Annotated in this window: 12 protein-coding genes; 3 read left to right on the plus strand and 9 right to left on the minus strand. The window is 63.4% G+C overall.

Annotated features, from left to right (window positions below):
- The first annotated feature begins 80 nt into the window (after positions 1–80).
- Positions 81–962 carry a LysR family transcriptional regulator gene (locus tag AC3IQ7_RS13315; protein ID WP_035826890.1) on the plus strand — a complete coding sequence of 294 codons (882 nt, stop codon included), beginning with the start codon at positions 81–83 and terminating at the stop codon, positions 960–962.
- On the opposite strand, the gene AC3IQ7_RS13320 is transcribed toward AC3IQ7_RS13315, so the two are convergent.
- On the minus strand, positions 938–1,405 hold the full coding sequence (locus tag AC3IQ7_RS13320; RefSeq protein WP_070291265.1) for a PACE efflux transporter: 468 nt from the start codon (positions 1,403–1,405) through the stop codon (positions 938–940). The genes AC3IQ7_RS13315 and AC3IQ7_RS13320 overlap by 25 nt on opposite strands.
- A 182-nt stretch (positions 1,406–1,587) precedes the next feature.
- On the opposite strand from AC3IQ7_RS13320, the gene AC3IQ7_RS13325 reads away from it, so the two are divergent.
- Complete coding sequence (locus tag AC3IQ7_RS13325; protein ID WP_489210052.1) at positions 1,588–2,040, plus strand: hypothetical protein; 453 nt, start codon at positions 1,588–1,590, stop codon at positions 2,038–2,040.
- Between the two features lie 117 nt (positions 2,041–2,157).
- A complete protein-coding gene (locus tag AC3IQ7_RS13330; RefSeq protein ID WP_489210054.1) occupies positions 2,158–4,323 on the plus strand; it encodes a putative bifunctional diguanylate cyclase/phosphodiesterase in 2,166 nt (721 codons plus the stop codon).
- Here AC3IQ7_RS13330 and AC3IQ7_RS13335 read toward each other — a convergent pair.
- From AC3IQ7_RS13335 to flgG, 8 genes are all read right to left on the minus strand, one after another.
- Positions 4,308–5,408 carry a glycosyltransferase family 9 protein gene (locus AC3IQ7_RS13335; protein WP_489210056.1) on the minus strand — a complete coding sequence of 367 codons (1,101 nt, stop codon included), beginning with the start codon at positions 5,406–5,408 and terminating at the stop codon, positions 4,308–4,310. The genes AC3IQ7_RS13330 and AC3IQ7_RS13335 overlap by 16 nt on opposite strands.
- A 100-nt stretch (positions 5,409–5,508) precedes the next feature.
- Positions 5,509–6,543 carry a hypothetical protein gene (locus tag AC3IQ7_RS13340; protein ID WP_489210058.1) on the minus strand — a complete coding sequence of 345 codons (1,035 nt, stop codon included), beginning with the start codon at positions 6,541–6,543 and terminating at the stop codon, positions 5,509–5,511.
- 5 nt (positions 6,544–6,548) lie between these two features.
- Positions 6,549–7,460, minus strand: coding sequence for a flagellar hook-associated protein FlgL (gene flgL / locus AC3IQ7_RS13345; protein ID WP_489210060.1), 912 nt, complete (start codon positions 7,458–7,460; stop codon positions 6,549–6,551).
- 10 nt (positions 7,461–7,470) lie between these two features.
- Positions 7,471–8,832: a flagellar hook-associated protein FlgK gene (flgK, locus tag AC3IQ7_RS13350; RefSeq protein WP_099380196.1), complete on the minus strand. Its 1,362-nt coding sequence runs from the start codon at positions 8,830–8,832 to the stop codon at positions 7,471–7,473.
- A gap of 81 nt (positions 8,833–8,913) precedes the next feature.
- On the minus strand, positions 8,914–9,306 hold the full coding sequence (locus AC3IQ7_RS13355; protein ID WP_416208785.1) for a flagellar biosynthesis protein FlgJ: 393 nt from the start codon (positions 9,304–9,306) through the stop codon (positions 8,914–8,916).
- Complete coding sequence (locus AC3IQ7_RS13360; protein WP_099380195.1) at positions 9,303–10,415, minus strand: flagellar basal body P-ring protein FlgI; 1,113 nt, start codon at positions 10,413–10,415, stop codon at positions 9,303–9,305. Before AC3IQ7_RS13360 ends, AC3IQ7_RS13355 begins: the two co-directional genes overlap by 4 nt.
- 9 nt (positions 10,416–10,424) lie before the next feature.
- Entirely contained in the window at positions 10,425–11,087 is a 663-nt protein-coding gene (gene flgH / locus AC3IQ7_RS13365) for a flagellar basal body L-ring protein FlgH (RefSeq protein ID WP_099380232.1), read from the minus strand.
- A gap of 11 nt (positions 11,088–11,098) precedes the next feature.
- Positions 11,099–11,887 (minus strand): flagellar basal-body rod protein FlgG, encoded by a 789-nt coding sequence (gene flgG / locus AC3IQ7_RS13370; RefSeq protein WP_167389655.1) that lies wholly within the window; start codon positions 11,885–11,887, stop codon positions 11,099–11,101.
- Between the last annotated feature and the right edge of the window lie 29 nt (positions 11,888–11,916).

The raw sequence follows: 11,916 nt of genomic DNA on the forward strand, positions 1-11,916 counted from the left end.
CCTGCTATCGGGATTTCTTTCATTCTATCGCCAGCGGCGCAAACGTGCCGCCCGCTTTCCGCTTCCCACTTTCCGATTCCATGAAACTGTCCAGCCATAACATCGAACTGTTCCTGGCCGTCGTCGACGGCGGCTCGTTCTCGGCCGCCGCGCGCGCCTTGCGGCGGGCGCCGTCGGCGGTCAGCATGGCGATGGCCAACATCGAGGCGGAACTGGGCATCACCCTGTTCGACCGGGGCGCGCGCGAAGCCGTGCCCACGCCGGCCGCGATGGCCCTGATACCGCATGCGCGCCTGATCGCCGAGCAGTTGAAGCAGTTGCACCTGCACGTGCAGGAATTGTCGCAGGGACTGGAGAGCCGCATTTCGCTGGGCATTGCGGCCGAGCTCGACCATACGCCCTTCCTGGCTGCCGTGCGCGCGCTGTCGCAGCGCCATCCGCTGCTCGACATCGAAGTGCTGACGGCGCCGCAGGACGATGTGCTCGACATGCTGCACCGGGGGCGCATCAGCGCCTGCATGGCTTTCGCAGGCGGACGCATCAATCACGAGGAACAGTTCCAGCTGGTGGGCAGCGATGCCTTGCTGGCGATTATTTCCACCCAGCATCCGCCCAGCGCGGCCGGCCAGCCCTTGTATATCGAGGAATTGGTGAATTTGCGTCAGATCATCGTCGCAAGCCGCGAACTCGACCTGGCCGATGCGCGTCCCGTGGTGGGGCTGTCCTATTGGCGCACGGACAGCTTGCCGATGGCGCTGGCGATGGTGGAAGCGGGCTTGGGATGGGGCAACTTTGCCGCCTCGGCCATCCAGCATTCTCTGGCGGCGGGGCGGGTGCGCTGCGTGGCGTTCAAGAATACGGGCAATGGTCTGGTCGTGCCCATCCACCTGGTGTGGATGAAGGACCGGCCGCTGGGCATGGCGGCGCGGTCCTTTCTTCAGTTACTCAGCGAAGCGGCCTGAACGTCCGCTGGCTCTTCCTTCGGCTGCTGCGCCGACAGGGGCACACCGAACAGGCCATCGAAGAAATAATTAAAAATGAAGCTGTAGCACGGGATGATCAGCATCAGGGCGAAGTCCAGCACGAACGCCTGCCACAAGCTGATGTCGAGCCACCAGGCGATCAATGGGATCAGGTAAATCACCAAGGTGATCTGGAAGCCGATTGCATGCAGGATGCGGCGCCAGACGGTGCGCGTGCGCGACACTTGGCGGATTTCCCAGTATTCGAAGGCCGTGTTGTAGAGCAGGTTCCAGATCACGGCAATGGTGGTGATCATGATGGCCAGCGGCCCCGTGCTGGTGGGCGACTCGCCCGAAAGCAGGGTCAGCCAAGCCGTGGAAATGGCCATGCCGATGATTTCAAAGGCGGTGACGTAGACGATTTTGCGTTTGATGCCTTGCATGTAAAGCCTGTAAAGAAGAGATGGCGCGTATTTTAAGTCAGGTGTACTGATGTTTGAAGTCGATAGCTGTCAGTTTTTCTGATAGATTCGCTGTGGGAATACCATGCGTGCCGTGATCGGTGGATAATGGCGGCTGGCAGGCAACCGGTCCCGCCGCATCACCGCAGAAAAGGTCAACCAGCATGCAAGGCGCAGCAGACAGCAACATCCCCGACGTTCCCGACACTCCCGCCAGCGCGGACGAACGTCCCCGTTTCCGCCCCCGTCCGTGGGAGCACCTGGAAACGCCATACGACGTGGAGGTGTGGATCGAAGAACATAACCGCAGCATGCAGGACAATATCCGCGCCACGGAAACGGGTGTGGGCATCTGCTTTACCCTGGCCGAGGGCGGCGATATCTATATGCAGACAAGCGCCGACGGCGCCGTCGTGCTGGACGTGACGCCGGACGCGGTCTGGGTCTCTCCCCTGATCAGCGCGGCCACGGGCTGCGAGACGCCGGACTCGTCGCTGTGGATCTTGCCTGACGACAAATTGATCCAGCTGATCGTGGGGTTATCGAGCCTGGTGGCCAGTACCTTGCTGGTGGTGGGCCATGATTTCGGTTTGCGCCGGCGCGGCATGGGCCGCTGAAGCGCCTTGTTGTAGAGATGACATCCATGGCAGGCTTGGCTCGACACTGCGCGTGGCGCGTGCTAGTCTCGCAACTGCACCCACCTGGTTGCCAGGGCGGCGGTGCAAAGGATAGCCATGGACACACCACCGCTAGCGGTACCTGCGCCGGATTCCTCCTCGCACAGCCTTCACGGCGTGCCGCGGCATGCCGCGCCCCTGCTTGACGATGGCGTCTTCAGCCCGGAACGGGTGAAGGCCGAGCGCGAGCAAGCGTATTTCAACGATTTATACCTGCTGGCGCCCGTCGCCTATTTCGTGCTTGGCCTCGATGGCGTGATCGTGCAGGTCAACCTGGTGGCGGCCGAATTGTTCGGCCTGGTGCGCGAACGCCTTGGCCACGTGCTGTTCCGCTCCTATGTGCACGAGGCGTTCCTCCACGATTTCGAGCAGTTCGTGCAGCGCGTGCTCAATAGCAGTGAACCCGAGCGCATCCAGCTGCAGGTGCGGCTGCGCCCCGGCGCGCGCGAGGCAGGCTTGCCCGTCAGCCTGCTGGGCAGCGCCGATCCGAACGGCCAGGCGCTGCGCCTGGTGCTGGAGCAGGCCGAGGGCAAGCTGGCCGCGCTGGAACGCAGCGAAGAGCGCTTCCGGCGCATCGTGCACAGCGCCGAGGAGGGCATCTGGGAAATCGATGCGCAGGCGCTGACCAGCTTTGTCAATCCGAAGATGGCGCACATGCTCGCTTGCCAGATCGAGGACATGCTGGGCCAGCCGCTGGCCGCCTTCATGGATGACGAGGGGCGCGCCATCCTGGAGCGCAACATCGCGCGGCGCCAGGATGGCATCGTCGAGCGCCATGAATTCAAGTTCCAGCGGCGTGACGGCAGCACCTTGTGGGCCACCCTGGCCACCAATCCCATCTTCGATTCCGGCGGCACCTACCTGGGTGCGCTGGCGCTGGTCAGCGACATCACGGCACAGCGCGCCGCGTCCGAGCGCATCTGGCGGCAAGCCAATTTCGACCCGTTGACGGGATTGCCGAACCGCCATATGTTCCTCGACCGCTTGCAGCACGAGGCGCGCCACGCCAGCCGCGAAGGCGGTTGCCTGGCCCTGCTGTTCATCGATCTCGACCATTTCAAGCAGGTGAATGACCGCCTCGGCCACGAGAAGGGCGACATGCTGCTGCGCCAGGCGGCGCTGCGCATCAGCGAGCGCGTGCGTTCCACGGATACGGTGTCGCGCCTGGGCGGCGACGAGTTCACCGTCATCCTGGCCGGCGTGGGGCAGCTGGGCGGCATCGAGCGCGTGCTGCAGGAATTGACGACGGCGCTGGCCCTGCCTTTCGTGCTCGACGGCGACACGGCGCAAGTGTCGGCCAGCGTGGGCGTGGCGCTGTATCCGGCCGACGCCGAGGCAACGGACACCTTGCTGCGGCATGCCGACCAGGCCATGTATGCGGCCAAGAGCGCGGGGCGCAATGGCTACAGCTATTTCACGCCGGCCCTGCAGCAGGCTGCCGACCTGCGCCGCAGCACGGTGCGCGAGATGCGCCTGGCGCTGGCGCAGGAACAGTTCGAGGTGTATTACCAGCCCATCATCCGCCTGTGCGATGGCACGATCGAGCGGGCCGAGGCGCTGCTGCGCTGGCGCCATCCGCTGCGCGGCTTGCTCGTGCCCGCCGATTTCATCGCCTTTGCCGAGGCAAACGGCTTGATCATCGATATCGGCGAGTGGGTCTTTCAGCAGGTCGTGCGTCAGGCGCGCCAGTGGCGGGATGAGCATGGCGCCGGGTTCCAGGTCTGTATCAACAAGTCGCCCGCGGAATTTCGCTGCGACGCCGCGCTGTACCAGGACTGGGGCCATGCCCTGGCGCGGGCGGGCCTGGCGCCGGGCGCCATCGTCATTGAAACAACGGAAGCCGTGCTGCTCGACGAGGCGCGCCAGGTGGCCGACCGCCTGCGCCAGTTCCGCACCATGGGCCTGGCGCTGGCGCTCGACGATTTCGGCAGCGGCCAAGTGTCGCTCGGATGCATCCGGAAGGCCGGTATCGACTTTCTCAAGATCGACCGTTCGCTGGTTGGCGAACTGGGACGCGATGATGCTGGATTGGGCCTGTGCGAGGCAATCATTGCGCTGGCGCAGCGGCTGGGAGTGAAAGTCGTGGCCGAAGGCGTGGAGACGGCGACGCAGCGCGACCTGCTGCGCGCCGCCGGCTGCGACTATGCACAGGGGTATTTCTTTTCCCGCGCGCTGGCGGCAGGGCAGATGAGTTGCTTGCTGGCGGCTCAGCCGGCGGCTTGAATCGTCGCTTGCGCCTGCCCGTCGCCTTCCATCAACTGTTCCACGGCGGCCAGGGTCTCGGCGGCGTTGACGCTGACCAGGGTCAGGCCAGGCGCCAGGATCACGCGGTAATGGCGACTGGCCGGATAAAACCAGCGGTAATTGTCGGTACGGATGTAGTAGCCGACGATTTTCCTGTCATATGCCGAGGCGATGTGGATCACCGAGGTGTCGGGCGAGAGCACCAGTTCGCAGCGGCGGATCAGGGCCGCCAGCTCCAGGATGTGGCCGGTGGGCGGCGCGGCCATCACGTTGGCATGGCCGGCGCCGCGCACGATCTCGGCGGCGCGCGCCTCGGTGCCTGGCGCGGCGATCACCAGCAGCGCATGGCGCGGATAGCGTGCGGCCAGGGCGGCGCAGCAGCGCTGGGCATCGGCCACGCTGACCGTGCGTTGCGCATTGCTGCCCTGGAAATTGAGGCAAAACAAGCCCTCGTGGCTGCGCAGCAGGGTGTCGCAGGCGGTGTCCACCTGCGCCGCGTGCGCGTCCACGCCGAACAGTTCATAGCGCATATCGATGTCGCGCAAGCCGAATTGCCCGAACGTGGCGAAAAAACTGTGCAGGATGTGCCGGCTGCGGTCGCAGGGCACCGTATGGTCAAACATGCCCAGCTTGGCCGTCGAGGTGCCGTATTTGGGAATGGCAAAGCCCGTCAAATAGCGCGCACCCAGCCATTTGATGCGCAGCAGCAAGGGAATCGAAAAACGGTTGTAGGGGTTGAAGATGATGTCATAGCGGCGCTGGCGCAGCTCGGCGATGCTGGTGCGCAAGTCGCGTAGCAGCGGCTGCTTGTCCCAGATGAGGATCTCGCTCACATGCGGATTGTCGGCGATCACTGCCCGGTTGGCGCTGCTGGCGGCCACGTCGATCTGCCAGTGCGGATAGTACTTCTTCAGCTCGCGCAGCAGGGCCGTGGTGACGATCATGTCGCCGATCTTGTCGTTGCGCAAAATCAATACCTTGCGCACCTTGGCGATATCGAGGGTTTGCTTGCCGGATTTGCCCAACAGGGCGTAACTGATCAGCCGGGCGGCGGTCTTTATCAAGGGAACTCCGGAGGTGGATGACGGGATGCGCTGGCGTGTGGGTCAACGCGCCAGCGACAGCAGCATCTTACGGATTTCCAGCGTCCTGAGCTAGGGGGATTTATTCCAGGCCCAGCAGCGCGACGACGCGCTCGCGGCTGATGCCGACCAGCGCCGAGCTGATCGCCAGCAGCGATTCATAGCCGGGCTGGCTGGCCTTTTCCGTGAAGTTTTCCGCCAGGGTATCCATGCTGACGTGCACTTGCACCGGTTGCGCGCGGGCCACCCGTCCCGTGGCTTGCGCCAGGGCCAGGCTGACGGAGCTGCGCGCCGCCTGCAACTGCGCCAGCGCCTGCACCACTTGCTGCAAGGTGGCGCGCAGTGCTTCCGTATCGCCGGTATGCCATTCTTCCGGGGAAATGGCGGCCGGTTCCGCATCCGTGCGCACTCGGCTCATCTGGCCGGTCGGGTAGCGGATGCCGCTGCCGCGCACGGACAGGCTGTCGCGCACGTTGGTCCAGGCCGCTTCCGAGGTGCTGAACACCAGTTCGCCATTCTCGCCCAGCTTGACGCCGATGCCGGACGGCATCAGTGCGCGGTCGAAGCGCGAGACGATTTCATTCTGGCTCAGGCCAGGTTCGATATTCACCGAGCGCAAGGCCTGGTTCGCGCCGCCGACGGAAAAGGCCAGCACTTCCTGCGGGCCTTCCTGCAGGCTGGCCATGGTCAGGCCGCGGATGCTGAAGTTCTGCTGTGCCGCCTGCGGGCTGGTATAGCTGAGTTGCGCATCGAGCGTGCCGCCCGAGGCGCTGGCGCGCTGGCGCCAGGTATTGCTGAACTGGCGTACTCTGGCCTCGACTTGTCCTTCGCGGCCCTGGCGCGCGGCCAGCTTGGCCGCCAGCTCGCTTTTCAGCGCTTGCAACTGACTGCTGCTGCGTTCCAGGTAGTCGAGGGTTTGTTGCGCGTTAGAAATTTCTCCCTGCAACTGGTGATCCCAGTTGCTCAGGCCACGCTGCAGGCTCGCCGTCGAACTCCTCGCTGCCGGCGCTTCGCTGGCGCTGCCTTTGACCGCGGCGGACGCGTCATCGACGACGCGCGCTGTGCCGGCGCCTTTGGCATTGACGCCGGAAGAGGAGGAGGTCTGAACGATTTGCATGATGGTCAGAGAAGATCAAACAGGGAAATGGTGCCAACCTTGGCGTAGGCTTTATAGGTTGCCTGCAGGGCCGTCTGGTAGCCGGTCAGTTCAATGGCCGCCGCGCCCATGTCGGTCTTTTTCAGGTCCAGCAGGGCCGAATTGTTCGACAGCGACACATTGGCCAGGTTGCCGGAGAGCGTGGTGAGGATGTTTTGCGCGCCGCCGAAGATGGCGATCTTGCCGGAGAGTAAATCCATGCCGTCATCGGTGCCATCGAGCGCCGCACCCACCACGCTGCGCACGGCCGGATCGTTCGGGCTGACGCCAGGCACGCCCAGAGTGGTGATGGCCTGGTCGATCTTGTTCAGCCATACTTCCAGGTTCTTCACGTCGACGTTGGCCGCCTGCGTCACGCCATTGCCCACCACCACGGTCTGCGTGTCGGTATTGCCGATGTAGGTGTAGCGCGAACCTGCAGTTGCCCCCGGATCGTATTTGATGGCGGGTTGGTCGGTAGCGGTGCCGGAAAACATGTAGCGGCCTTCCTGATCCTTCAGGTTGGCCGTGTACAGCACGCTGTCGCGCATGGCGATCAGCGATTGCGTCATCGCATTCAGGTCGTCCGGCGCATTGCCGCCGTCGGCGGCCCACACCAGCAGATCACGTGCCTGGCCCATGTCGGTGACCATGCTCGACAGGTAGTTTTCGTTCTTCAGCAGGCGCACTTTCACCGTGGCGATATTGTCCTGGTATTGCGTGACCATGGCTTGCTCGCGCGTCAGGCGCGAAATGCGCACGTTGCCGATCGGATCGTCCGATGGCAGCTGGATGCGCAGGCCCGACGACATTTGCTGGGTCAGGTAATTGATGCGTTCTTGATTTTGCTGAAGCGAAATATTAATCAGCGATTGGTACTGGCTGCTGGCGACACGCATGATCTTCTCCTTAACCCATCATTTGCAAAGTGGCATCAAACAAGGTATTCGCCACGGAAATGACTTTCATGTTTGCCTGATACATATTCTGGAATTCGACCAGGTTCATCGCTTCCTCGTCCTTGTTCACGCCGCTGGTGGACTTCCAGTCATCGATCGCTTGCGCGCGCACTGTGTTGGACGTCTTCAGCAGGGCCTGGTTCTGCTGGCTGTAGATAGCCAGCTTGCCGACCAGCTGCGTATCCGCATCGCTCATCAGGACCGTACCCACCCAGCTGACGTTGATCGATTGATTCTTGATATCGATCAATTTTTGCAAGTTGCCGCTGTCGCCGGCCGCACCCGTCAGCGACAGGGCCAGGTCCTTGGCGTTGAAGCCGGGAGTAATGCTCAGCTTGCCATTCGCGTAGGCCAGCAGGGGGGCGCCGGATGTGCCGGCCATGGTCTTGCCCAAGGCCAGCTGTGCGTTGACCTTGCTGGTCAACTGGGTGGCCATGTCTTGCAGCGACTGTTGCAGCGGTTTCAGGGTATTTCTCTCGAATTCGCCCAGGCCGCCCATCTGGCCGCCGATGGCGACCAGATCGAGGGTGTACGACGACTTGGCGAAATCGAGGCTCAAGGTTTGCTCGCCCGTGTTCGTCATGTTGCTGGTCAAGGTGCCGGCCAGGCTGCCGATCACCAGCGGCTGACCCGACTTCAGCGAAATATTGCGCGAGCCGTCCGGCTGGTCGAGGACGTCGATGCCCATTTGCGAGGCCAGGCCGTCGATCAGCTGGTCGCGCGCATCCATCAGCGACGACACGTTCGTACCCGAGGCCGTGGAGGCGCTGATGCGCTGGTTCAGCGCAGCGATATTGGCCAGCGTCGTATTGGCTTGCGGCACGATCGCTGCGCGTTGTTGCTGCAGCGACAGCAACTGGTTGCCCATGACGGTGCTGATGCTGTTGAATCGTTGCGACATGGCGTCGGCGGAGGTGATGATCTGCTGGCGCAGCGGTGTCGAGGTCGGGTCGACGGCCGAGGCGTTGAGTGCGGCGAAAAAGCCGTCGATGCCGTTGCTGATGCTGGAGGCATCGTCGCCCATCACGCGCTCGAGCTGGGTCAGGTAAGGCTGGGTCTGCGAACGGGCGCCCTGGTCGGACGCGGCGCGCCACATTTGCTGGCTTTTATAAGCATCGGCAAAGCGCAGCAGGGCGGACACTTCCACGCCATTGCCGGCCGAGCGCACGCCGGCGGTGGCGCCAAGCGAAGACAACAGCACGCCTTGACGGGTGTAGCCCGCCGTTTGCAGGTTGGCGATGTTCTGGCTGGCCGCATTGAGTGCGGCCTGGGCGGCGATGCTGCCTGACAATGCATTGCTGATGATGCTCATTGGGCAAGTTTCTTTCGTGAAGAGTGTGGCGCATGCGGGTGGGCAGGCATTGAATCGTTGTTACCTTGTACAGGCGACGCTTCAGACGGATTTATTAAGCGGGGCCGCAATATTGTCGGTCTTGACAGTGCTTTTGGCGGCCACGGGGGCGCCGGCTGCCGGCAGCAGCTGGCGCAGGATGGCATCGGCGATGCCGAAGGCGCGCTGGCCAGCCATCTTGTCGGCCACCAGGTTGTCGGCCATTTCCAGCATGTCGCTGTTGACGGGGTCCTTGAAGACGCTGTCCTCGCCCGCCATCTCGCGCGTGCCAGAACGCATCTGGCGCAGCATGTGCGAGATGAAGAAGGCTTCGAACTTGACGGCCGCTTCGGTGGCCTTGGCCGCATAGCGGGGATCGGCCGGCGCGGCGGCCGCAGGGGATTTGTCGTCGAGCGCCGAGGGCAGGGCGCTGCTGCTGTCGTTGATGTTGATCATATGACCACCAGTTCGCCTTCGATGGCACCAGCCTGGTCGAGGGCTTGTAAAATTGCCATGATATCATCAGGCGAAGCGCCCAGGCTGTTGACCACGTCGATGATCGATTGCAGCTTGGCGCCGGCCGGCCATTTGAACATATTGCCGTTGCCCTGGTCGACGGACACTTTGGATTGCGGCGTGACGGTGGTCTGGCCGCGGCCGAACGGTGCCGGCTGGCTCACTGCCGAGCTTTCGGAGATGACGACCTTGAGCGAGCCGTGCGTGACGGCGGCCGCCTTCACGCGCAAGCCTTCGGCGATGACGACGGTGCCCGTGCGCGAATTGAAGACCACTTTCGGCGTATCGACGCCGACATCGACGGACAGCGCTTCGAGCTTGGCCATGAAGGCCACGCGCTGGGTCGGGTTTTCAGGCGCAAGCACTTCCACGCTGGTGGCGTCGCGCGTGGTGGCGACGGCGCCAAAGCGGCGGTTGACGGCTTCGACGATATTGATGGCCGTCTCGAAATGCGGGTGGCGCAAGTTCAGGGTGACGGTCGGCTTGGTCGAGAAATCGCTGAGAATCTCGCGCTCAATGTTGGCGCCGTTGGGAATGCGGCCCGAGGTGGGCGTGTTGACGGTGACGGAAGAGCCGCTCTTGCCGGTGGCGTTCAAGCCGCCGACGACGACGTTGCCTTGCGCCAGCGCATACGTTTCATTGTCGGCCGCGCGCAATTGCGTCAGCAACAAGGTGCCGCCGCGCAAGCTTTTCGCATCGCCCAAGGACGACACGGTGACGTCGATAGCCTGGCCACGGCGGTATCCTGGTGGAAACACGGCGCTGACCATGACGGTGGCGACGTTCTTGCTTTTCGCTTCGGCGCCGTCCGGCATCTTGACGCCGAACTGCTTGAGCATGTTGACCACGGACTGGCTGGAAAACTTCACCTGGGTGGTGTCTCCGCTGCCGTTCAGGCCCACGACGAGGCCGTAGCCGACCAGCGGGTTGTCGCGCACGCCCTCGATACTGACCAGGTTGCGCAGCACTTGCGCGGCGCTGGCGGGCAGGGCAAGGCCGGAGAGCACGGCCAGCATGGCTGCCAGGGGCAGGGCGGAACGAAATTTCATGAGGTCACCTTAAAACGGCATCCATGGGCCGACGAAGAAGCGCGTCAGCCAGCCTGGTGTATTGGCTTCGGCCAGGGTGCCCTGGCCGGAATAGGCGATCTGTGCATTGGCGATGCGCAACGATGACACCTGGTTGTTCGAATCGATATCGGCGGCGCGCAGGTAGCCGCGCAGGCGCACGAATTCCTCGCCCTGGTTCAGGGTCAGGGTTTTCTCGCCCTGCACGCGCAGCAAACCGTTCGGCAGCACTTCCTGCACGATCACGGTGATGGCGCCGGACAGCGCATTTTGCTGCGTGCTGGTCGAGTCGCCGGCGAAGTTGCGGTCGGCCGACAGGTCGATACCGGTCTTGGGGAAGGTCTTGCCGAGAATATTGGCCGCATTCACGCCGACGGACGAACCCTTGTTGAACGAGGTGCCCGCCTTCTTGCTGGCCTGCGTGGTTTCCTGCAAGGCCACCGTGACGACGTCGCCGACGCGGAAGGCGCGGCTGTCCGAGATCAGGTCCAGGCCCGCGTCGGGATTGAAAACGCCGCCGCCGACGCCGCCGCGCGCAGCGCTGCGCGGCGCCACGGGCAGCGGCGTATCGGAAAAGCTGGGCGCCACCGGCGCCGCCGGCCGGCTGGCGCAACCGGCCATCAACACCAGCAGCATGGCTGCCGTGGTTTTCATGGCGACTGTCATCAGCGTGCCGCTTGCGCCAGGTATTGCAGCATATTGTCGGCGGCCGACAGCACCTTGGTGTTCATTTCATAGGTGCGTTGGGCTGCGATCATGTCGACCATCTCTTCGACCACCTGCACGTTCGAGCCTTCCAGCGCGAATTGTTTCAGCTTGCCCAGTGCGCCTTCGCCAGGACGGCCTTCCGTTGGCGTGCCGCTCGATGCCGTTTCCTGGAACAGGTTTTCACCGAGTGCCAGCAGGCCCGTCGGGTTGATGAAGCTGGAGAGGTTCAGCTGGCCCAGCTGGGTGCCGTTGACATTGCCCGGCACGGTGGCCGTGACCATGCCGTTTTCGCCGATGGTGATCGCCGTGGCATTGTTCGGCACGGTGATTTGCGGCACCAGGGGCAAGCCCTGGGCGTTGACCATTACGCCGTTTTCATTGATGCCCAGCTGGCCGGCGCGCGTGTAGGCCGCTTCGCCGTTCGGGCGCAGCACTTGCAGGAAGCCGTTGCCGGTGATGGCGACGTCGAATTCGCGGCTCGTCGTTTGCAGGCTGCCGGTGGTAAACACCTTTTGCGTGCCGACCATGTGGGTACCGTTACCCAACTGCACGCCCGATGGCGACAGGGTATTGTCGGCGCGCTGCGTGCCCGGCTGCTGCTCGACCTGGTAAAACAGGTCTTCGAAGACGACGCGGTCGCGCTTGAAGCCGACGGTATTGACGTTGGCCAGGTTATTCGCGATGGCTTGCAGTTTGGCATCTTGTGCCTGCACGCCGGTCTTGCTGATCCACATTGCTGGATTCATGGTTTACTCCTGGTAATTGGTTGGCGTTG

This window comes from Janthinobacterium sp. GL_088, from assembly GCF_057837845.1.